Annotated in this window: 22 protein-coding genes and 1 pseudogene; 6 read left to right on the plus strand and 17 right to left on the minus strand. The window is 66.5% G+C overall.

What is annotated here, in order from left to right:
• From A5747_RS01040 to ctaD, 7 genes and pseudogenes are all read right to left on the minus strand, one after another.
• Positions 1–799, minus strand: a 799-nt coding sequence (locus tag A5747_RS01040) for a class I SAM-dependent methyltransferase (RefSeq protein WP_198938107.1), incomplete at its 3' end; no start/stop codon positions are given.
• The gene (locus tag A5747_RS01045) at positions 796–1770 is read right to left on the minus strand and encodes a class I SAM-dependent methyltransferase (RefSeq protein WP_076121652.1); all 975 of its coding nucleotides are present in this window, start codon (positions 1768–1770) and stop codon (positions 796–798) included. The genes A5747_RS01040 and A5747_RS01045, both read right to left, overlap by 4 nt.
• Positions 1771–1792: 22 nt before the next feature.
• A pseudogene (locus A5747_RS01050) lies at positions 1793–2464 on the minus strand (enoyl-CoA hydratase); the annotation flags it as partial.
• Positions 2461–3294, minus strand: a complete 834-nt coding sequence (locus A5747_RS01055; RefSeq protein ID WP_076121654.1) for an NUDIX hydrolase — start codon at positions 3292–3294, stop codon at positions 2461–2463. The gene A5747_RS01055 and the pseudogene A5747_RS01050, both read right to left, overlap by 4 nt.
• Positions 3291–4133, minus strand: a complete 843-nt coding sequence (locus A5747_RS01060; protein WP_076121657.1) for an ABC transporter ATP-binding protein — start codon at positions 4131–4133, stop codon at positions 3291–3293. Before A5747_RS01060 ends, A5747_RS01055 begins: the two co-directional genes overlap by 4 nt.
• 60 nt (positions 4134–4193) lie before the next feature.
• Positions 4194–5429 (minus strand): phosphoserine phosphatase SerB, encoded by a 1236-nt coding sequence (gene serB / locus A5747_RS01065; RefSeq protein ID WP_076121660.1) that lies wholly within the window; start codon positions 5427–5429, stop codon positions 4194–4196.
• A 36-nt stretch (positions 5430–5465) separates the two neighbouring features.
• Positions 5466–7211: a cytochrome c oxidase subunit I gene (gene ctaD / locus A5747_RS01070; protein WP_076121886.1), complete on the minus strand. Its 1746-nt coding sequence runs from the start codon at positions 7209–7211 to the stop codon at positions 5466–5468.
• Between the two features lie 137 nt (positions 7212–7348).
• On the opposite strand from ctaD, the gene A5747_RS01075 reads away from it, so the two are divergent.
• Both A5747_RS01075 and A5747_RS01080 read left to right on the plus strand, forming a co-directional pair.
• Entirely contained in the window at positions 7349–8455 is a 1107-nt protein-coding gene (locus tag A5747_RS01075; protein WP_369804965.1) for an iron-siderophore ABC transporter substrate-binding protein, read from the plus strand.
• A 78-nt stretch (positions 8456–8533) separates the two neighbouring features.
• The gene (locus tag A5747_RS01080) at positions 8534–9574 is read left to right on the plus strand and encodes an NAD(P)-dependent alcohol dehydrogenase (RefSeq protein WP_076121662.1); all 1041 of its coding nucleotides are present in this window, start codon (positions 8534–8536) and stop codon (positions 9572–9574) included.
• On the opposite strand, the gene A5747_RS01085 is transcribed toward A5747_RS01080, so the two are convergent.
• Positions 9563–9988 carry a DUF3349 domain-containing protein gene (locus A5747_RS01085; RefSeq protein ID WP_076063312.1) on the minus strand — a complete coding sequence of 142 codons (426 nt, stop codon included), beginning with the start codon at positions 9986–9988 and terminating at the stop codon, positions 9563–9565. The genes A5747_RS01080 and A5747_RS01085 overlap by 12 nt on opposite strands.
• Positions 9989–10155: 167 nt before the next feature.
• On the opposite strand from A5747_RS01085, the gene A5747_RS01090 reads away from it, so the two are divergent.
• Entirely contained in the window at positions 10156–10473 is a 318-nt protein-coding gene (locus A5747_RS01090) for a hypothetical protein (RefSeq protein ID WP_076121664.1), read from the plus strand.
• 22 nt (positions 10474–10495) lie between these two features.
• Here A5747_RS01090 and nrdF read toward each other — a convergent pair whose 3' ends face one another.
• Both nrdF and A5747_RS01100 read right to left on the minus strand, forming a co-directional pair.
• Complete coding sequence (gene nrdF / locus A5747_RS01095; RefSeq protein WP_139329721.1) at positions 10496–11470, minus strand: class 1b ribonucleoside-diphosphate reductase subunit beta; 975 nt, start codon at positions 11468–11470, stop codon at positions 10496–10498.
• Positions 11471–11665: 195 nt separating this feature from the next.
• Entirely contained in the window at positions 11666–12280 is a 615-nt protein-coding gene (locus A5747_RS01100; RefSeq protein ID WP_076121667.1) for a TetR/AcrR family transcriptional regulator, read from the minus strand.
• 81 nt (positions 12281–12361) lie between these two features.
• On the opposite strand from A5747_RS01100, the gene A5747_RS01105 reads away from it, so the two are divergent.
• The 3 genes from A5747_RS01105 to A5747_RS01115 are packed head-to-tail and all read left to right on the plus strand — an operon-like array spanning position 12362 to position 14949.
• Positions 12362–13942, plus strand: coding sequence for an NAD(P)/FAD-dependent oxidoreductase (locus A5747_RS01105; protein ID WP_076121670.1), 1581 nt, complete (start codon positions 12362–12364; stop codon positions 13940–13942).
• Positions 13943–13976: 34 nt separating this feature from the next.
• Entirely contained in the window at positions 13977–14423 is a 447-nt protein-coding gene (locus A5747_RS01110; RefSeq protein WP_076121673.1) for an SRPBCC family protein, read from the plus strand.
• Positions 14407–14949 (plus strand): TetR/AcrR family transcriptional regulator, encoded by a 543-nt coding sequence (locus A5747_RS01115; protein WP_076121675.1) that lies wholly within the window; start codon positions 14407–14409, stop codon positions 14947–14949. Before A5747_RS01110 ends, A5747_RS01115 begins: the two co-directional genes overlap by 17 nt.
• 8 nt (positions 14950–14957) lie before the next feature.
• Here the strand turns inward: A5747_RS01115 and A5747_RS01120 are convergent, their stop codons facing one another.
• From A5747_RS01120 to A5747_RS01155, 7 genes are all read right to left on the minus strand, one after another.
• Positions 14958–15416 (minus strand): universal stress protein, encoded by a 459-nt coding sequence (locus A5747_RS01120; RefSeq protein ID WP_076121678.1) that lies wholly within the window; start codon positions 15414–15416, stop codon positions 14958–14960.
• Between the two features lie 31 nt (positions 15417–15447).
• Complete coding sequence (locus A5747_RS01125) at positions 15448–16992, minus strand: NAD(P)/FAD-dependent oxidoreductase (RefSeq protein WP_076121680.1); 1545 nt, start codon at positions 16990–16992, stop codon at positions 15448–15450.
• A gap of 101 nt (positions 16993–17093) precedes the next feature.
• Positions 17094–17825, minus strand: coding sequence for a TetR/AcrR family transcriptional regulator (locus A5747_RS01130; RefSeq protein WP_139333467.1), 732 nt, complete (start codon positions 17823–17825; stop codon positions 17094–17096).
• A 46-nt stretch (positions 17826–17871) separates the two neighbouring features.
• Positions 17872–20037: a class 1b ribonucleoside-diphosphate reductase subunit alpha gene (nrdE, locus tag A5747_RS01135; RefSeq protein ID WP_076121683.1), complete on the minus strand. Its 2166-nt coding sequence runs from the start codon at positions 20035–20037 to the stop codon at positions 17872–17874.
• The gene (gene nrdI, locus A5747_RS01140; protein WP_076121685.1) at positions 20007–20459 is read right to left on the minus strand and encodes a class Ib ribonucleoside-diphosphate reductase assembly flavoprotein NrdI; all 453 of its coding nucleotides are present in this window, start codon (positions 20457–20459) and stop codon (positions 20007–20009) included. The genes nrdE and nrdI overlap by 31 nt, the downstream gene beginning before the upstream one ends.
• A 35-nt stretch (positions 20460–20494) precedes the next feature.
• A complete protein-coding gene (locus A5747_RS01145) occupies positions 20495–20734 on the minus strand; it encodes a redoxin NrdH (protein ID WP_076063331.1) in 240 nt (79 codons plus the stop codon).
• Between the two features lie 515 nt (positions 20735–21249).
• Complete coding sequence (locus A5747_RS01155; protein ID WP_139333466.1) at positions 21250–21819, minus strand: NAD(P)H-dependent oxidoreductase; 570 nt, start codon at positions 21817–21819, stop codon at positions 21250–21252.
• Positions 21820–21867 lie beyond the last annotated feature (48 nt).

Genomic DNA, 21867 nt, shown 5'->3' on the forward strand with positions numbered 1-21867 from the left:
CAGCGTCGGTGATCTGCTCGCCGACATCCAGGACGCTCGCTCGACGACGCACACGCGGCTCGGCCAGCCCGGCCGACCACAGGCACGCCTCGCGGACCGAACCGCCGTACGACGTCACCTCGATTTCACCGTCGAAGCCGGCACGCCGCAGGTATTCGAAATCTATTCCGGGACTGCACTTTACGATGAGGTCGCGGCCGCTGTAGGCGTCGAGCAACTGGCCCAGGCCCGGTTGATAGTCGGCCGGGCGCCAACGCCGCCGCCCGCCCACCCTGCGCGCCGGATCGACGAGCACGACGGCGTCGCGGGTGACCGGACGCAGCGCGTCGGCCCGGCACAAGGCAGCGCCGGGGCCCAGGTTGTGGCGCGCCATCGCCAGGCGCACCGGGTCGATGTCGCTGCCCACCGCGTCGGTCCCCGCCGCGCCCAGTGCGGCCACCTCGGTGCCGATCGAACAGGTCGCGTCGTGAACCAATGGGCTCCCGGCCTTTGCGAACCGCTTCGCCCGGTGCAGGGCCACCGGCGCCGCGGTCGCCTGCTGCAGGGCCTCGTCGGTGAACAGCCAAGCGGACACGTCACCGAGCTGGCCGAGCTTGTCCGCGGCGCGGCGGCGCAGCAACGTCGTCTCCACCAGAATCGGCGTCCGGGCCCCGAAGCGGGCACGCACGGAGGCGACGTCGGCGATGCGGGTGCGGTCCGTCAGCGGCAGGTCGGCGACGGCGGCAAGCGCCGCCGTGCCCGCTTCCGACCGCAGATATTCGACGTCGGCGGTGCCGAAGCGCAGGCCGCCGACGCTCAGGACGGTTTGACCCCGGTGATCATCACGTTGTAGAACCAGCCCTTCGGCACCACATGCCGCATCACGTTGGCGTCCACCCAGCTGAGGGTCTTCCAGCTGGTGAATGCGAATTTCGCCCAGCCCCAGCCCAGCCGCCCCGGCGGCACCGCGCACTCGAAGGTCCGCAGGGGCCAGCCCAGCATCGCGGCGGTGAACTCGACGGTGGAGGTCGCGACGTCGACGGCTCCGGCGCTGGTGGCCATCCGCTCCAGGTCTTCCGGCGCGAAGGTGTGCAGGTCGACGAGCGCCTCGAGCGCCGCGGCGCGCGACGACTCGTCCAGCTCGGCCTGCGGTCGCCGCCACCCGGTCAGTCCGGGCAACTTGGTGGCGTTGGTGACGATCCGCCAGGTCAGTGTCGAGAGCGCGCGCGCATAGACCTCGCCGGCATTGCTCGGTTCCCCGGCGAAGACGAACCGGCCGCCCGGGCGCAGCACCCGGACCACCTCGCGCAGCGACAGCTCGACGTCGGGAATGTGATGCAGGACGGCGTGCCCGACCACCAGATCGAAGGTGTCGTCGTCATACGGGATGCCCTCGGCGTCGGCCACCCGGCCGTCGATGTCGAGCCCCAGCGATTGTCCGTTGCGGGTGGCGACCTTGACCATGCCGGGCGAGAGATCGGTGACAGAACCGCGGCGGGCAACGCCGGACTGGATCAGGTTCAGCAGGAAAAACCCTGTCCCGCAACCCACTTCGAGGGCCCGGTCGTAGGGCAGTTCGCGCAGGACGTGCTCGGGCGCGATGGCGTCGAAGCAGTCCCGGGCGTAATCGATGCAGCGCTGGTCATACGAGATCGACCATTTCTCGTCGTACGTCTCGGCTTCCCAGTCGTGGTAGAGCACCTGCGCGAGCTTGCTGTCGTGGCGGGCGGCTTCGACCTGCTCGGCGGTGGCACGCGGGTTGGGGACGGCGTCAGTCGAACTCCTCGTCATGCAGGGCAGCCTAACCGGCGCCCGGAGCCGGGTCGAAGACGGCGTTGATGCCGGCCTTGGCGGCGGCCAGCGCGCGCGACGGCCCGTCGAGGAAGCGGCGGGCCCACCCCGCGGCGGCGTCGTAGACGTCGTCGGGAGCCACCATCTCGTCGATCAGGCCCAGCGCCAGGGCCTCCTCGGCGTCGAAGAAGCGCCCGCTGAACACCAGGTCCTTGGCCCGGCTCGCCCCGGCCACGCGGGCCAGGCGAGCCATTGCGCCGCCGCCGGGGACCAGGCCCGCCAGTATCTCCGTCGCCCCGAACTTGACGTTGTCGCCGCTGACCCGCCAGTCGGCGGCCAGGGCCAGGGTGAGGCCGGCGCCCAGCGCATATCCGGTGATCGCTGCCACGGTCGGCTTGGGGATCGCCGCGACGGCGTCGACGGCCTCCCGGCGCACCCGGGCCGCGGTGTCGGCCTCGCTCGGGCTCAGCGTCCGCAGCTCGGGCATGTCGTCGCCGGCGGAGAAGATTTCGTGGCCACCGAACAGGATGACGGCGCCGACGTCGTCGCGGCGCCCCAGCTCGTCGGCCGCGGCCGCGATCTCGCGGTAGACCTGCCGGGTCATCGCGTTCGTGGGTGGCCGCGACAGCAGCAACATGGCCAGGCCCGCATCCCGCGAGCCGTCACTGACCACCACGCTGACGAACTCGCTCAATGCCGCCACCCCATTCCCCCGGCCTCGCGCGCCTGGTGGTAGCGGTCGGAGTCGAAGAACTCGAAAATCCAGTTGTCGCCCTGGATTTCGAGATGCGGCTGCACGGGCACGATCTGCCGTTCGACCGCCAGCACGTCGGCCACCGTGTGGCCGGCGAGCGAGTCCAGCTGCGTCCACGTCGGCGGCAGCAAGAAGCAACGGCCGGCGGCGAAGTCGTCGATGGCGGCCTGCGGCGTGGTCCACCCGGCGCGGTCGGATTCGGTGTTCTCACCGTCGGCACGCTGACCCCGCGGCAGCGCGGCCACAAAGAAATAGGTGTCGTATCGGCGGGTCCGTTCGGCCTCCGGGGTGACCCAATTGGCCCACGGCCGAAGCAGGTCGGCCCGCAGCTCCAGGTTTTCCCGGCGCAGGAAGTCCGCGAAGGACAGCGTGCCGGCGGCCAGCGCGCGGCGGGCGTCGCCGTATACCGAGGCGTCGCCGACGAGACTGTCCGGTGCCGAACCGGCCTGGCCCGCCGGCCCCGCGAAAAGCACCCCCGACTCCTCGAAGGTCTCGCGGGCCGCGGCGCAAACCAGGGCCTCGGCCAGTTCGGGTTCGATGCCGAAGCGCTGCGCCCACCACTGCGGAGGCGGCCCCGCCCACGCGATGTCGGCGTTGCGGTCGCGGTCGTCGACGCCGCCGCCCGGGAACACCATCGTGCCCGCCGCGAATTCCATCCGCGAGTGCCGGCGCATCAGGAACACGCTCAGGCCGGGCCCTGCGTCGCGGATCAGCATCACGGTCGCGGCCGGCCGCGGAACCAGTGGAGCCTCGTCGTGCGGTGCGGTCATAGCAGCCTCCGGTGGGCCGCGCGGCTGCGGACGCGCCGCGCGAAATAGCGCCCGTCGACCATCTCGAGGGCGATCGACTGGCCGAACGCCGCCGACAGGTTCTCGGCGGTGAGCACGTCGGCCAGCAGCCCCGCCGCGACCACCCGACCCTCCGACAGCAGCATGCAGTGGCTGAAGCCGGGGGGAACTTCCTCGACGTGATGGGTGACCAGCACCAGCGCGGGCGCGTCGGGGTCGGCGGCCAGATCGGCCAGCCTGGCCACCAACTCCTCCCGGCCGCCCAGGTCCAGGCCGGCGGCGGGCTCGTCGAGCAGCAGCAACTCCGGGTCGGTCATCAGGGCGCGGGCGATCTGCACCCGTTTGCGTTCGCCTTCCGACAGCGTGCCGTAGCTGCGCTCCGCGAGATGCTCGGCGCCCAGGCTCTCCAGCATGTCGATCGCGCGCCGGTAGTCGATGTCTTCGTAGCGCTCCCGCCATCGGCCGAGCACCGCGTAGCCGGCCGAGACGACGAGATCGCGCACCACTTCGTCGTCGGGCACGCGCTGCGCGAGCGCCGAGGATGACAGGCCGATGCGGGCGCGCAACTCCGTGACGTCGACGCGGCCCAGCCGCTCGCCGAGCACGTGGGCGACGCCCGACGATGGGTGCTCGGCCGCCGCGGCGATCCGCAGCAGCGACGTCTTGCCGGCGCCGTTGGGGCCGACGATCACCCACCGCTCGTCGAGTTCGACCGCCCAGTCCACCGGCCCGACCAAGGTGCGCCCGCCGCGGCGCAACGACACACCCCGCAAGTCGATCAGCAGATCGGGATCGGATGCGGTGTCGCCGGTTTCGGGCACCCGATCATCGTGCCGTACCGCGCCGCCGCCTAGGCCGCCGGGTGCTTGCCCGTGGCGCCACTAATCCGAAGGGATCTCCACACGTCGTACTCCAAGATCGCCGGCGTCGGCGGCCTCGATCTCGCCGCGGGTGACGCCGAGCAGGAACAGCACGGTGTCCAGGTACGGGTGGCTCAACGACGCGTCGGCGACCTCACGCAGCGCCGGCTTGGCGTTGAACGCCACGCCCAGGCCCGCCGCGGAGAGCATGTCGATGTCGTTGGCGCCGTCGCCGACGGCGACGGTCTGCGCCATCGGCACCCCTGCCTGCTGCGCGAAGTCGCGAAGCGCCTTGGCCTTTCCGGGCCGGTCGATGATCGGGCCGACGACCCGGCCGGTCAGCGTGCCGTCGACGATCTCGAGGTCGTTGGCGGCGACGAAGTCCAGCATCAGCTCGTGCGCCAGCGGTTCGATGATCCGTCGGAAACCCCCGGAGACCACGCCGCAGTGAAAACCCAAGCGCCGCAACGTCCGCAGCGTGGTGCGGGCCCCGGGCATCAGTTCCAGCTGGGCGGCGACCTCGTCGATCACGGTCGCGGGCAGGCCCGCCAGGGTCGCCACCCGCTGCTGCAGCGACTGCGCGAAGTCCAGCTCGCCGCGCATCGCGGCCTCGGTGATCGCGGCGACGGCTCCCTCGGCGCCCGCGCGCGCGGCCAGCATCTCGATGACCTCGCCCTGCACCAGCGTCGAGTCGACGTCGAACACGATGAGCCGTTTGGTGCGCCGGGCCAGGCCGTAGTCCTCGACCGCGATGTCGACGTGCTCCTCGGAGGACACCCGGTTCAGGGCGGTCCGCAGGAGGCCGTCGGCCCCCGGCGGCACCGAGACCCGCAGCTCCAGCCCGGTCACCGGATAGTCGGAAACCCCGCGAATGACATCGAAGTTGACGCCCAGCGCCGCGGCCTCGCGGGCCACCGCGCCGAACGCGCCGGCGGTAATCGGCCGGCCCAGCACGAAGATGGTGTGGGTCGACGGTTGCCGGATGATCGGCACGTCGTCGCTGCGCTCGATGCTGACATCGAGCCCGACCCCGTGGATCGCGGTCTCGACGTCGGCGCGCAGCGATGGGCTTTCCGCGACCTCCGCCGAGCAGGACACCAGCACACCCAGCGTCAGCCGCCCCCGGATCACCACCTGTTCGACGTTGAGCAGCTCGACTCCGTGCCGCGACAGCGCGTCGAAGAGCGCCGACGTCACACCCGGATGATCCGCGCCGGTGACGGTGATCAGCACCGACACCCTGTATGGAGTGTTCACCCCTGACTTAGCCTCGCTTAGGGCCGCCGCCGCCCGTCAGCTGCGAACGCTGACGTCGTCGGCTCTGGTGACGTCGCCGCTCGCCGGCCCATGGGCTCGGCCCACGTGCGCCTCGGCGCGCAGCCGCTCGACCATGTGCGGGTAGTGCAGCTCGAATGCCGGTCGCTCCGAACGGATTCGGGGCAGCTCGGTGAAGTTGTGCCGCGGCGGTGGGCAACTGGTCGCCCACTCCAGCGAGTTGCCGTAGCCCCACGGGTCGTCGACCGTGACGACCTCGCCGTAGCGCCAGCTCTTGAAGACGTTCCAGACGAACGGGAACATCGACGCGCCCAGGATGAACGCCCCGATAGTCGAGACGATGTTCAGGGGCTGGAAGCCGTCGGTGGGCAGGTAGTCCGCGTAGCGGCGCGGCATACCCTGATCGCCCAGCCAGTGCTGCACCAGGAACGTGGTGTGAAAGCCGATGAACGTCAACCAGAAGTGCAGCTTGCCCAGCCGCTCGTCGAGCAGCCGGCCGGTCATCTTCGGGAACCAGAAGTAGATACCGGCGAAGGTGGAGAACACGATGGTGCCGAACAGGACGTAGTGGAAGTGCGCCACAACGAAATAGGTGTCGGTCACGTGGAAGTCCAGCGGCGGGCTGGCCAGCAGGATGCCGGTCAGACCGCCCAGCAGGAAGGTCACCAGGAAGCCCACCGAGAACAGCATTGGCGTCTCAAAGGTCAACTGGCCCTTCCACATTGTGAAGGTCCAGTTGAAGAACTTGATCCCGGTCGGCACCGCGATCAGATACGTCATGAACGAAAAGAACGGCAGCAGAACGGCTCCCGTGGCGAACATGTGGTGCGCCCACACCGCCACCGACAGCGCGGCGATCGACAGGGTCGCGTAGACCAGCGTGGTGTAACCGAAGACCGGCTTGCGGGAGAACACCGGGATCACCTCGGTGATGATCCCGAAGAACGGCAGCGCGATGATGTACACCTCGGGATGGCCGAAGAACCAGAACAGGTGCTGCCACAACAGAACTCCGCCGTTGGCCGCGTCGTAGACGTGGGCGCCGAGGTGCCGGTCGGCGGCCAGGCCGAACAGCGCCGCGGTGAGCAACGGGAACGCGATCAGCACCAGGATGGACGTCACCAGGATGTTCCAGGTGAAGATCGGCATCCGGAACATCGTCATCCCCGGTGCGCGCATGCAGACGACCGTGGTGATCATGTTGACCGCGCCCAGGATGGTGCCCAGACCCGCGACGATCAGACCCATGATCCACAGGTCTCCGCCCGCGCCGGGTGAGTGGATGGCGTCGGACAGCGGGGTGTAGGCCGTCCAGCCGAAGTCCGCGGCCCCGCCCGGAACGACGAAACCGGCCATACCCATGGTGGCGCCGAACAAGAACAACCAGAACGAGAAGGCGTTGAGCCGCGGGAAGGCGACGTCGGGCGCGCCGATTTGCAGCGGCAGGACCAGGTTGGCGAAACCGAACACGATCGGCGTCGCGTAGAACAGCAGCATGATCGTGCCGTGCATGGTGAACAGCTGGTTGAACTGCTCGTTCGACAGGAACTGCAGACCCGGCGCGGCCAACTCGGTGCGCATCAACAGCGCCAGCAGCCCGCCGATGAAGAAGAAGATGAAGCAGGCGACGCAGTACATGATGCCGATCAGCTTGTGATCGGTGGTCGTGATCAGTTTGTAGATGAGGTTCCCTTTGGGACCGGTTCTGGCCGGATACGGGCGGACGGCCTCGAGTTCTCCCAAGGGGGGCGCTTCAGCTGTCAACAGCTCCTCCAAACATTCTCGGACCGGGGCCCAGAACCAATGGTTCGAATCTTAGCCTTCGATCAGGTCGGTGGCGGGCCTGGTCCTACAAACTGTCGTAATCGGCTCCGAAGTCGCCGGATGTTAGCGTCGGACGCGTGCAAATCGGCGGGAGGCGATCGATTCCGGGCGCCGCCGCAGCGGTGACGGTGGCCGCAGCACTGGTCGTGGCGTGCGGCGGTTGCGGGTCCGGATCCGGCTCCAAACCGTCGGCCCGATCGCTGGTCACGCCCACCACCCAGATCGCCGGGGCCGGGGTGCTGGGAAACGACCGCCAGCCCGACGAGTCGTGCGTGCGGGACGCGGCCGCGGCCGACCCGGGGCCGCCGACGCGGCAGGCCCACAATGCCGCCGGGGTCACCCCCGACGTCGCTACCGTTCCCGCCGAGGCGCAGCGCATCGTGGCGCTCTCGGGTGATCAGCTCGACGCCCTGTGCGCGCTCGGCCTGCAATCCCGCGTCGTGGCCGCCGCCCTGCCGGACGGCTCGCCGAGTCAGCCGTCCTATCTGGGCAAGGCGGTCCACGGCTTGCCCGGCGTCGGAACGCGCAGCAATCCCGACCTGAAAGCGATCGCGGCGGCCCACCCGGATTTGATCCTGGGCTCGCAGGGGTTGACGCCGAAGTTGTACCCGCAGCTGGCGGCGATCGCCCCGACGGTGTTCACCGCGGCCCCGGGCGCCGCCTGGCAGGACAACCTGCGCGGCGTCGGCGCGGCCACGGCCCGTGGCGGCGCGGTCGACGGACTGATCGGCGGCTTCACCCAGCGGGCCACGCAGATCGGCGCCAGCCACGACGCGGCCCACTTCCAGGCGTCAGTCGTGCAGCTGACCACCACCAGCATCCGGATCTACGGGTCGAACAACTTTCCGGCCAGCGTGCTCACCGCGGTCGGCGTGGACCGGCCGGCCGCGCAGCGGTTCACCGACAAGCCCTACATCGAGGTCGCCGCCACCGATGCCGACCTCGCGAAGGTGCCGAATCTGTCCGCCGCCGATGCCGACGTGATCTACGTGTCGTGCGCCACCCCCGCCGCCGCGGACCGCGCCGCCACTGTCCTGGACAGCGACTCGTGGCGCAAGCTGTCCGCCTATCACGACAACCGGGTTTACGTGGTCAACGATGAGATATGGCAGACCGGCGAGGGCGTGATCGCCGCCCGCGGCATCGTGGACGATCTTCGCTTGCTCAACGCCCCGATCAACTAATGAACCGGCCGATTGGCCTAAAAACCTTACCTTAGCTAAGCTTTTCTAGGACGCAACGAAATCGAAGAGGGATCTGCCATGAGCACTGTTTCGGCGTATGCCGCGACATCGGCGACCGCGCCGCTGACCAAGACCACCATCACCCGCCGCGACCCCGGTCCGCACGACGTAGCGATCGACATCAAGTTCGCCGGGATCTGCCACTCCGACATCCACACCGTCAAAGCCGAATGGGGCCAACCGAATTACCCGGTGGTCCCCGGCCACGAGATCGCCGGCGTGGTGTCCGAGGTCGGTTCGGAGGTCACCAAGTACAAGGTCGGCGACCACGTCGGCGTGGGCTGCATGGTCAACTCGTGTGGCGAGTGCAGTAGCTGCAAGGCCGGACTGGAGCAGTACTGCAAACCGGGCGCGACCTTCACCTACAACTCGATCGACAAGGACGGAACGTCCACGCAGGGCGGTTACAGCGAGGCGATCGTCGTCGACGAGAACTTCGTCGTGCGCATCCCCGACTCGCTGCCGCTGGACAAGGCGGCGCCCCTGCTGTGCGCGGGCATCACGCTGTTCTCGCCGCTGCGGCACTGGAACGCCGGGGCGGACACCCGCCTGGCGATCATCGGCCTGGGCGGCCTGGGGCACATGGGCGTCAAGCTGGGCGCCGCGATGGGCGCCGAGATAACGGTGCTGTCGCAGTCGCTGAAGAAGATGGAGGACGGGCTGCGCCTGGGCGCGAGCCACTACTACGCGACGGCCGACCCCGACACCTTCAAGAAGCTGCGCAGCAACTTCGACCTGATCCTCAACACGGTGTCGGCGAACCTGAAGCTCAACGACTACCTCGGCCTGCTCGACGTCGACGGGACGCTGGTCGAGCTCGGCATTCCCGAGCATCCGATGGAGGTCGGCGCGTTCCCGCTGGCGCTGGCGCGGCGCAGCCTGTCCGGCTCGAACATCGGCGGGATCGCCGAGACCCAGGAAATGCTGGATTTCTGCGCCGAGCACGACGTGACGCCCGAAATCGAGCTCATCGAGCCGGACTACGTCAACGAAGCTTACGAGCGCGTGCTCGCCAGCGACGTGCGCTACCGCTTCGTCATCGACATCTCACGCCTGTGAGGCGCCCTCGGCCACACTGCGCCCGCACGCGATCTCTTCAGCGGCCTCGCCATCTTCGTCACCGGGGATAACCTCGCTGACGTCGATGCCGGCCAGCGGCCATCCGGCGGCGGCCAGGGTGGCGGCGACGCGGCGGACGTTCTCCGGGCCGGGGTCGCGATGCGTCAGCTCGGAGATGGTCTCGGCGATCTCGTTGCCGTCGATCACGCCGTCGGTAATCGCGGGCGATCCTTTCGCGGTCAGGTTGCTCACGACCTCCTTGAGCTGATCGGCAGTCAGCGGCGTGCTGCGCAGCAGCGCCATCAGCGGCACCCGGTCGGGACCGGGCACGCCATCGGGGTAGCCGACTTGCAGCCAGCGGATTACCGACCGCAGGAAGTGGGGGTGATTGCGCGAAGAACCGGATGTGGTCACCCCATCAGTGTCATGGCTTCGCGGTCGCCCGCGCCACCGGGGCATCGCCCCGTCCCGACAATTCATGCCCCGTTCACCGCCCGTACCGTCGGCCGGCAGAATCCCCAGCCGCTGGTCAAAAACGGTTTTGGCGCTTTCTCGTTCGCCGCGCGGAGTACAGTCGAGCCATGACCCGACCCAGCCCGAAGCTTCCCAAGCCAATCGCTTACGTGCATCTCAATAACCCGGGCGATCTGAAACCGGTCCGGGCGTTGCAGCGCGGCTTGGCGGCGCGCCTACGGGACATGGGCCTGGCCGTGCAAACCGAGAGCCTGCGGGAAATGCGCGTCCAGATGGGCCTGGACATGCAGGTCGTGTACGTCAACGTCCGCATGCCGATCCGCGACGGGGTGACGCTGCGCTTACCTGTGATGGCGACGATCGCGCCGAGGTTTTACTCGCCCACCCAGGCCCAACACCTCGACGGTGTCGACGGCCACAACTGATCGACGACCGCCGGCGCGGGTTTCAGAAGTCCCAGTCCTCGTCCTCGGTGACGACGGCCTTGCCGATCACGTACGACGAGCCGGAGCCGGAGAAGAAGTCGTGGTTCTCGTCGGCGTTGGGTGAGAGCGCGGACAGGATCGCCGGGTTCACGTCGGTCTCGTCGCGGGGGAACAACGCCTCGTAGCCGAGGTTCATCAGCGCCTTGTTGGCGTTGTAGCGCAGGAACTTCTTCACGTCCTCGGTCAGCCCGACCTCGTCGTAGAGGTCCTGGGTGTACTCCACCTCGTTGTCGTACAGCTCGAAGAGCAGTTCGTAGGTGTAGTCCTTGAGCTCACCGCGCTTGACCTCGTCGACCAATGCCAGGCCACGCTGGAACTTGTAGCCGATGTAGTAGCCGTGCACGGCCTCGTCGCGGATGATCAGCCGGATCATGTCGGCGGTATTGGTCAGCTTGGCCCGGCTCGACCAGTACATCGGCAGATAAAACCCGGAGTAGAAGAGGAAACTCTCCAGCAGCGTGGAGGCCACCTTGCGCTTGAGCGGCTCGTCGCCCTTGTAGTACTGCATGACGATCTCGGCTTTGCGCTGCAGGTTGGGGTTCTCCTCCGACCAGCGGAACGCGTCGTCGATCTCGGCGGTCGAGCACAACGTCGAGAAGATGTTGCTGTAGCTGCGGGCGTGCACCGACTCCATGAACGCGATGTTCGTGTACACCGCTTCCTCGTGCGGCGTCAGCGCGTCCGGGATCAGGCTGACGGCCCCGACCGTGCCCTGGATGGTGTCCAGCAGCGTCAGGCCAGTGAACACCCGCATGGTCATCTGCTTTTCGTGAGCCGTCAGCGTGCCCCAGGACGGGATGTCGTTGGACACCGGCACCTTCTCGGGCAGCCAGAAATTGCCGGTCAGCCGATCCCAGACCTCGGCGTCTTTTTCGTCCTGCAGCCGGTTCCAGTTGATCGCCGAGACGCGGTCAATCAGCTTCAATTTTTCGCTCACCAGAACCCCACTTCACCAGACCGTTTGCCTGCGGTACTCAGGCTTCAAACACTACCCCTGGGGTGCGACAACCCGCGGCAACACAAGACGTTGTGCTTGCGTGTCGCGAACTTCGCTTCACCGAGCGTGTACTCATTGCGAAAAACGGACCGAAATCTCGCAGTGAGTGCACGTTCGGCGCGGAGGCAGCGCGGCTTAGTCCAGTCCCACCTTGCGCAACGTGTGGGTGAGCCCATCCTCCAGTGCGCTCAGCGCCATGTCGGTCAGCCGGCCCAGGTCGTCGATGTCGTGCTCGTCTTTGGCCATCCACGCCTCCAGCGCGACGAACACCGCGGTCGCCAGGCTGTGCGCCGCGATGTCGGCGATCATGGCCCCGTCGGCGGTCGGCGCCGATCGTTCGTGGATGAAGCGCGCGATCTCGTCGGCGACCTGATCGCGCATCCGTCGAATGTGCGTGGTGATGATGTCCTGATCCAGGTCGCGAGATCGGATGGTGGCGGCCTCACGGACCATCGCGAAGTCAAAAGGGAAGGCGTCCACGGCTTTTCGCACCGACGCCGTGATGGGCTCGCCGTGCGGGCGCAGCGCCAACGCGCGGGCGAACCATTCGAAGCCGATGTCGTAGTCGGCGAATATCACCGCGTGCTTGGACGGGAAGTGCCGATAGAAGGTCCGCTCGGTCACCCCGACGTCGCCGGCGATGTCGGCGACGCTGGTTTGGTGCACGCCGTCGGCGACGAAACGCTTCATCGCCGCGTGCAGCAACGCCTGACGCGTGCGCTGCCTACGCGATTCCACGTCTGCCAGCATGCCACAAAATGTCACCATTGACGCAAATATGTCATATGTGACATTGTGCGTTTCAGACGCGCTCACACTCGAGGAGTCACCATGGCGGACTACGACGCGATCGTCATCGGGGCCGGTCACAACGGTCTGGTTGCGGCGAACGTGCTGGCTAAGGGCGGCGCGAAAGTGCTTGTGCTGGAACGGGCGCACTTCCTCGGCGGGATGGCCGCGACCCGGGAACTCTTCGACGGCTACAAGCACAGCGTCGGCGCGTGGGCGGTGCTGATCTGGCGCCAGGAGATGACCGAGCGCCTGGAGCTGACCAAGTGGGGCTTCGAGCTGATGGACCAATGGACGTCCACGTGCACCTTCGGCGATCCCGCGGACACCCCGTTCGTGATGTACAACGACCTCGAACGAATGGCCCGCCACCTGCTCGACGATCATGGCGCCGACACAGCGGCGGCGCTGGGCGGCTTGTTCGCCCACATCGGCCGATTCGCACCGTATTTCGTCGATTCGGCTTTCGGTCCCCCGCTGGACATCATCGAGGTGATCGCCGCCCAGCCCACGCCCGAGGACCGCCACGACTTCGCCCAGATGTGGTACGGCAGCACGATGGACACGGTCCGCCGCTTCCTGGCGCCGGACCAGGCCCGTTGCATCCAGGGCTCGCTGGCGGCGATGTCCATCGATGCGTTCGACGGCGGCCCCTGGACCCCGGGCTCGAACGCGTCGACGCTGTATCACTACCTGATCGGCGGCGGCAACGTCGAATACATCATGCCGCGCGGCGGCATCGGCTCACTCAGCGCGGCGCTATGCCGGCGCGCCGAATCGCTGGGCGCCGAGGTACAGCTCAAACAGCACGTCAGGCAGATCCTGGTCACCGACGGGCGGGCCACCGGTGTCGAATTGCGCGACGGCACAACGATTTCGGCCGACGTCGTGCTCTCCTCGCTCGACCCGTACACCACCTTCGTGAATCTCGCCGGCGCGCAACATTTTCCGCCCGACTACATCCGGAAGATCAAGGAAATCAACTTCAATCTCGGATACATCCAGGCGCACCTGACCATCGATCAGGCGCCCCAGTGGATCGAGCGGTTGCAGCCGTTCATGCACGACAACGGACAATGGTGTCCCACCGTCGCGTACGCGCCGTCACCGGAATACATCAGCGACGCCTGGGAGCAGTACCGCAAGGGCCAGCTTCCCGACGCCCCGCCCACCTACCTGTACATCCCCAGCATGGTCGACTCGTCGCTGGCGCCCGAAGGCAAGCACAGCGCAACGATCTTCACGCCCTACTTCCCGACCGGGCTCGACGCCGACGAAAACCGAAGCTGGAAAGAGCAATACGCCGACACCTGCGTGAGAATCTTCGACACGTTCGCGCCCGGGTTCGCCGACTCCGTCACCAACCGGGTCGTGTTCTCCAACCGCTACTTCGGCAGCACCTTCAGCGCGCACGCCGGCGACTACTCGCATGGCCTGCTGCAGCCCAACCAGCTGTGGACCGGCCGCGTCGTCGAGGGAGCCGACAAGTTCGCCGCGCCGCTCGACGGGCTCTTCCTCTGCGGCCAGTGCACCCACCCCGGTCCGGGTGTGACCGGCATCCCGGGATGGAACGGCGCCGAAGCGGCGCTCAAGCGTCTCGACGCCCGCATCGGCCAGGCCTAGGCAAAGCCCGACCCGTAGATGTACCATTTGGTACATGTTTAACGAGGACAGCATCGAGATCGACGCACCGCCGCAATTGGTATGGGAGGTCTTCAGCGACGTCGAGCACTGGCCCGACTGGACGGCATCAGTGACGTCGCTGGTCGGGCAGGACGGACCAGCGCTCGCCGTCGGCAGGCGGTTCGCGATCAAGCAGCCCGGCATGCAGAAGCTGGTCTGGCAGGTCACCGAGGTCGACCCGGGCTCGTCGTGGACCTGGGTGCAGCGCTCCCCCGGCTCGCTGGTGACCGCTCGCCACTACGTCGACGCCCAACCCGGCGGCCGCACGCTGGTGCGCCAGCAGCTCGACCAACGGGGTCCACTCGGTGCGCTCGTCGGGCGGCTGATGGTCAAGAAGACCAAGCGCTTCCTGCAACTCGAGGCCCAAGGTCTCAAGGCCCGGTCTGAACAGCTCAGCCGCGCCGATGGCCCGCACTCCTGATTCCCACCGGCGCCGCCAGCTCCTCGATGCGCTGATCGAGGAATTCGCCGCGAACGGCATCGGCGACCGGTCGCTGCGCGACGTGGCCGCCGCGGTCGGCACCAGCCATCGAATGCTGTTGCACCACTTCGGGTCTCGCGAGGATCTGCTGGTGGCGGTCGTCGAGGAGGTCGAGCGCCGGCAGATGGCTCTCGTCCCCGGGCTGCCTGTGAATCCGGCCGAAGGCTTCGCCGCGATGTGGGCCGACCTCCGCCGCCCCGAATTGCGCCAGCTGGAGCGGCTCTTCTTCGAGTGCTACTCGCGGGCGGCCCAAGGCGAAAAGCCGTTCACGCGCATGATTCCCGGCGCCGTCGACGACTGGCTGCGTGAGGTCGAGGCTTCCGCCGACGTTCCCTACGACGGCGCGATGGCGAGGCTCGGGCTCGCGGTCACTCGTGGCCTGCTGCTGGATCTGGTCGCCACGAACGACGACGCCGCGGTGGATGCGGCTGCGAAAGCCTTCTCAGAGCTACTAGGCCGCGATTAACGAGTGCTTCAGCCGGTGGTGTGGACGATCAGCACGTCGGTCTTGGACCTGCGGGAGACTTCCGATGGGACTGATCCCAGCAGCCGCCCGGCGACGCTGCTGAGCCCGACGTTGCCGACGACCAGCAGGTCGGCATCGACGTCCTCGGCGAGCTGCACGAGCGCGTTGATGGGGGCGCCGACGATCGACTTCTCCTCCACGTTCCGGGCCCCGGCTTGATGCGCGCGCTCCCTGGCGTTCTGCAGGATCGCGTAGTAGGGGGCCTCGCCCACCGTCCGGTAGTCCTGGCCGTGGTCGCTCCCGGGCGGGATGGCGTAGCGGCCCTTTTCTTCCGGGACGGGCAGATGGGCCGTCGCAACGATCAATTTCGCGCCGTTGTCCGCAGCGATCGCGGCCGCGCGCTCCACCGCTCGCAGCGACGAGTCCGAGCCATCGGTGCCAACCACGACGGTCTGATAGGCGCTCATAAGCCTCCTAGCGTAAAGCGCGGTTCCCCTACTAGGAAGCCTGAACTCGGCTTCTGCCTACCTTGCCCACGCCGAAGAACTGGTATTCCTCCGGTTTGACCGAACGGGTCGCCATCCAGTACTGCCACGTGTAGCCACCCCAGAGCACGGTGTTCTTGCCGTGCTCGTCGAGGTACCAGCTGCTGCACCCGCCGGTGTTCCAGACCGAGTCGGCGAGCTTGCGCTGCAGCTCGTCGTTGAAGCGGTCCTGCGCTTCGCGGGTCGGAGCCAGCGCCTGCGCGCCCATCTTGTCGCATTTTGCGATCGCGTCGGCGACGTAGCGGATCTGCGATTCGATCATGAACACCACGGAGTTGTGGCCCAGCCCCGTATTCGGTCCCAGCAGGAAGAACAGGTTGGGCACGTCAGCGACGGTGATGCCGCGATGCGCACCGATGCCCTCGCGGTTCCACCGATCGACCAAGTCTTCGCCGTGCTGCCCCTTGATCTGGACGTAGGTGTAGGAGTCGGTGACGTGGAAGCCGGTGGCGTACACGATCACGTCGGCCCGGTGTTCGGTGCCGTCCGCGGTGACGATCCCATCGCGCGTGATGCGGGTGATGCCGTCGGTGATCAGTTTGGTCTTCGGGTCCGCGACGGCGCCATAGTAGGTGGAGGAGTTCAGGATTCGCTTGCAACCGATGCGGTACTTAGGCGTTAGCTTGCGGCGCAGCTCACGATCTTTCACCGAGCGCCAAATGTTCCACTTGCAATACGCCTCAATGAATCTCAGCGCATTGGGGCGCTTGGTCATGCCGAAGGCCAGCGCCTCCTGCCCCCAGTAGATCGCCAGGCGCACCAGCGGACGAAGCCCGGGGACGTTTTCCATCGCCGTGCGCAGCGCCGACGGAATCTCGGGGTTGGAGCGCGGCACCACCCACGGCGGGGTGCGTTGGTAAAGCTGAAGCTCGGCGACCTGCCCGACGATCTCGGGCACGATCTGGATGGCGCTGGCTCCGGTCCCGATGATCGCCACCCGCTTGCCGGTCAGGTCGACGCTGTGATCCCACTCGGCGGAATGGAAAGCGGGACCGGCGAATTCGTCGCGACCCTCGATGTCGGGGAACGACGGGATGTGCAACGCGCCGGCCCCCGAGACCAGGAACTGGGCGACGTATTCGCGCCCGTCGACGGTGAACACGTGCCAGCGATACTCGTCGTCGTCCCAATAGGCGCGATCGACCAGCGAGTTGAATTCGATGAAGCGGCGCAGGCCGTACTTCAGGGTGACTCCCTTGAGGTAGTCCCAGATCTCGGGCTGATACGAGAACGGGTTCTTCCAGTCCGGCTTGGGCTCGAAGGAGAACGAGTACAGGTGCGAGGGGATGTCGCACGCGCAGCCGGGATAGCTGTTGTCGCGCCAGGTGCCGCCGACGTCGTCGGCCTTCTCCAGGATGACGAAGTCCACGCTCTGCTGCTGCAGCGCGATGGCCATGCCCAACCCGGAGAACCCGGTCCCGATGATGACGACGCGGGTATGGACGGGCGGTTGGTCGGACTGCGGCCGCGGATCGGCTTCGGTTACGACATCGGTCATGGTGGATCGGGCTTCCTTCAGCTGACGCAATACCCAGTACCCAGGGTATCGGATAAGGCGAGTGTTATCGACGGCCGTGGCGATGTCAACGTCGCGGCCGCTCAGCTGGCGGCCGGGTTGCTGGGCACGACGCTGTGGATCGGCTGGTCGGGGTCCATCGTGATGCCCAGCGCCTCGGCGGTGCCGACGATGACCCCCATCATGATGGTGGTCAGATGGGCCACGAATTGTTCGCGCGGCATGCGTCGCGGGCTGTCGGGGTCGGGGCCCAACCACCACTCGGTGGCCGAGGCGGCCGATCCGAAGGCGGCGTGTCCGGCGAGTTCGATCGCCGCGTGGTCGAGCTCCATCTCGCGAAGCTCGTTGTCGAACATGTCGGCCATGGCCAGAGTGATGCCCCGGCCCTCGTCGAGGATCTTTGGGCTCGCGGCGGAACGGCCCTGGATGAAGACCCGCAGGACGTTCGGGTGTTTGTCGACGAGGTTGACGTACTCCTCGACGCTGCGCTGGATCACGTCGCGGGCCGAATCGGTTTTCAGGTCGATCGACGGGAATATGGCCGCCCACAGCATGTCGCGCAGACGCTGCCCGATCGCCTCGAACAGGTCGGACTTGTCGTGGAAGTGCCGGTAGATCTTCGGCTTGGCGGTGCCGGCCTCCTCGGCGATTTCCCGCACGCTGAGCTCGGGCCCCAAGCGGTCGATGGCGCGGAAGGCGGCGTCGACGATCTCGCCGCGCACCTTCTTGCGGTGCTCGCGCCAGCGTTCGCTGCGCGCGTCGACCTTGCGCCCGGGCTTCACGCTCGGGTGCGGTGGTCGCGGAATTCTCACCACGTCATGCACCATACCGCGTCGGAGCCGCTGACCTGGGCAGACCCGGCTACAGCATGCAGGAGACGCAGCCCTCGACCTCGGTGCCTTCCAGCGCCAGCTGGCGCAGCCGGATGTAGTAGAGCGTCTTGATTCCCTTGCGCCAGGCGTAGATCTGCGCCTTGTTCACGTCGCGGGTGGTGGCGGTGTCCTTGAAGAACAGCGTCAGCGACAGCCCCTGGTCCACGTGTTGGGTTGCCGCGGCGTAGGTGTCGATGATCTTCTCGTAGCCGATCTCGTAGGCGTCCTGGTAGTACTCCAGGTTGTCGTTGGTCATGTAGGGCGCCGGGTAGTAGACCCGCCCGATCTTGCCCTCCTTGCGGATTTCGACCTTCGACACGATCGGGTGGATCGACGACGTCGAGTGGTTGATGTAGGAGATCGACCCGGTCGGCGGGACCGCCTGCAGGTTCTGGTTGTAGATGCCGTGCGCCTGAACCGATTCCTTCAGGCGCTTCCAATCGTCCTGCGTGGGAATGCGGATCTCGGCATCGGCGAACAGCTGACGCACCTTGTCGGTCGCCGGCTCCCACACCTGCTCGGTGTACTTGTCGAAGAACTCGCCCGACGCGTACTTGGACCGCTCGAAACCCTTGAAGTGCGTGCCGCGTTCGATCGCGATGCGGTTGGAGGCCCGCAGCGCGTGATACAGCACCGTGTAGAAGTAGATGTTGGTGAAGTCGACACCTTCCTCGGAACCGTAGAAGATGCCCTCGCGGGCCAGGTAGCCGTGCAGGTTCATCTGCCCGAGCCCGATCGCGTGAGAATCGTTGTTGCCCTGCTCGATCGAGGGCACCGAGGTGATATGCGTCTGGTCGCTGACCGCGGTCAGCGCGCGGATCGCGACCTCGATCGACTGGGCGAAGTCCGGCGAGTCCATCGTCTTCGCGATGTTCAGCGATCCCAGGTTGCACGAAATGTCTTTGCCCACTTTGGCATACGACAAGTCATCGTTGAACACCGACGGCGTCGACACCTGCAGGATCTCCGAGCACAGGTTGGAGTGGGTGATCTTGCCCTCGATGGGATTGGCCCGGTTCACCGTGTCCTCGAACATGATGTACGGGTAGCCCGACTCGAACTGCAGCTCGGCCAGCGTCTGGAAGAACTCCCGCGCCTTGATCTTGGTCTTGCGGATGCGCGCGTCGTCGACCATCTCGTAGTACTTCTCGGTCACCGAGATGTCGGCGAACGGCACGCCGTAGACGCGCTCCACGTCGTATGGCGAGAACAGGTACATGTCCTCGTTCTTCTTGGCCAGCTCGAAGGTGATGTCGGGGATCACCACGCCGAGGCTCAGCGTCTTGATGCGGATCTTCTCGTCGGCGTTCTCCCGCTTGGTGTCCAGGAAGCGATAGATGTCGGGGTGATGCGCCTGCAGATACACCGCGCCGGCGCCCTGGCGCGCCCCCAGCTGATTGGCGTAGGAGAAGGAGTCCTCGAGCAGCTTCATGATCGGGATGACGCCCGAGGACTGGTTCTCGATGTTCTTGATCGGCGCGCCGTGCTCGCGAATGTTGGAGAGCAGCAAGGCAACTCCCCCACCGCGCTTGGACAGCTGCAGGGCGGAGTTGATCGATCGCCCGATCGACTCCATGTTGTCCTCGATGCGCAAAAGGAAGCACGAAACCGGTTCGCCGCGCTGCTTCTTGCCCGAGTTCAAGAACGTCGGGGTGGCCGGCTGGAACCGGCCGTCGATGATCTCGTCGACCAGCTTCTCGGCCAGTCCGGTGTCGCCGGCCGCCAGCGTCAGCGCGACCATGACCACGCGGTCCTCGAAGCGCTCCAGGTAGCGCTTGCCGTCGAACGTCTTCAGCGTGTAGGAGGTGTAGTACTTGAACGCGCCCAGAAACGTCGGGAAGCGGAACTTCTTGGCGTAGGCGCGGTCCAGCAGCTCCTTGACGAAGTTGCGCGAGTACTGGTCGAGAACCTCACGCTCGTAATAGTTTTCGCGAATCAGGTAGTCGAGCTTCTCGTCCTGATTGTGGAAGAAGACCGTGTTCTGGTTGACGTGCTCCAGGAAGTACTGGCGCGCCGCCAGCACGTCCTTGTCGAACTGAATCCTGCCGTCCTTGTCGTACAGGTTCAGCATCGCGTTCAGAGCGTGGTAGTCCGTCTCCTCGGGCGACACGTGCGTGCCGGCGGCTACAGGCTCTGCAGTGACGGTTGGTGGCACGTCTGTTCCTTCCAAAAGTCGGCGAGACCGGCCCGGACGGCATCCACGTCGTCCGGGGTTCCCATCAGTTCGAAGCGGTAGAGGTACGGAACGCCGCACTTGCGGGAGACCACTTCACCCGCGTAGGCGAATTCCGCACCGAAGTTGTTGTTGCCCGCCGCGATGACGCCGCGGATCAACGACCTGTTGTGCTCGTTGTTCAAAAAGGCGATGACCTGTTTCGGGACGTAGCCACCGTCGTTGATGTCTGGCGTGGCCCGGCCGCCGCCGTACGTCGGCAGTATCAGCACGTACGGCTGATCGACCTCGATCCGGCCATGCAGCGGGATTCGGGTGGCGGGAACACCCAGCTTCTGCACGAAGCGATGGGTGTTCTCCGACACCGACGAAAAATAGACCAGGTTGCGCTGCGTGGTGTCCATGGCACCGCAACCTCCTTACTTGCTCATCTACTGCACTAGGCGCTCAGCGCGGCTCCAGCAAGCGCCTTGATGCGATCGGGCCGGAAGCCGGACCAGTGGTCGTTGCCGGCCACCACCACGGGGGCTTGCAGGTAGCCCAGCGCCATCACGTAGTCGCGGGACTCGGAGTCCAGGGTGATGTCGACCTTGTCGTAGGCGATGCCCTGTTTGTCCAGAGCCTTGAAGGTGGCGCTGCACTGCACGCATGCCGGCTTGGTGTACACGGTGACGCTCATGGATGCCGCTCCTTTGCGGAAGGGAACTTATAACGGACTGGCAACTGCTGGGGGTACTACGTCTGTGCTATGTTCAGCGGCCCGTCAAGGCCCCAGATTCCCGTTTTGCGGAGGTCAGACCGAACGGCCTGGCGGTACCGATTCCGGGAGGTGCCCCATGCCCGGCCAGCTTGGGGATCCTGGGATCTGCCGGTGCTCGAAACACTACACCTAGTGGCCGACAAGTTGTCGAGATACAAGATGTTCGGAATAACAATTTTGAAATTCCCTGGTCGTAAGGCTTGCGACCGCCACGCGCTCGGCGTGTCGCAGATCACATATCGCCCCGCGGATGCCCATGCGGACCGGTATATCACCGGCCACCGACATTGCGTGTTTTGAGCCGGTTCGGACGGCGCGTTCGCCCCGCGCTAGCAAAGCCGCCAGCGGCAACTGGCGGCTTTGGCTATTCGGTTGTCGAAACGGTGCTGGTCGCCGCGGGGCGGCTTGTCGGCTTTCCCCAAATTCAAGCCAAATCAACCGACTTCCGCGGCGAGCTTGCCCACGACGTCGCGCACATTCGCCGACAGCTCGGCGTGCTCCGCGGGAGCCCTGCCTTCCAACGTTTTGAACGGCACCGACAGCTTGATCGACTCGACCACCGACGCGCCGGCAATCCCGAACGACTTGCGGGTCTCGTCGTGCGCCCATACCCCGCCGTACTGGCCGAACGACCCCCCGATCACCGCCAGCGGCTTGCCCTTCAGCGCGCCGTTTCCGAACGGTCGCGAGAGCCAGTCGATCGCGTTCTTGACGACGGCCGGGATGCTGCCGTTGTACTCGGGGGTGACCACCAAAGCGGCGTCCGCGTCGGCCGCCGCCCCGCGCAGCGCCTCCACCGCAGCCAGCGCCGGGGCATCGGGCGTCATCGCGTCGTCGATCTCCTCGTTGTAGAACGGCACCTGTGCAAGCCCTTCGAACAGCGTGACACTGACGCCGTCGGGAGCGACCGCCGCCGCCAGCTCGGCAATCTGACGGTTGATCGACGCCGCTCGCAGGCTGCCCACCAACGCCAAGACTTTGATGTCGGACTTGTTCTCTGGCACTGTTCGGTTCCCTTCGGTTCTTGGTGTACATCTTTGCACCACCAAACC

Origin of the sequence: Mycobacterium sp. IS-836 (genome assembly GCF_001954275.1) — a bacterium.
Taxonomy (GTDB): Bacteria; Actinomycetota; Actinomycetes; order Mycobacteriales; family Mycobacteriaceae; genus Mycobacterium.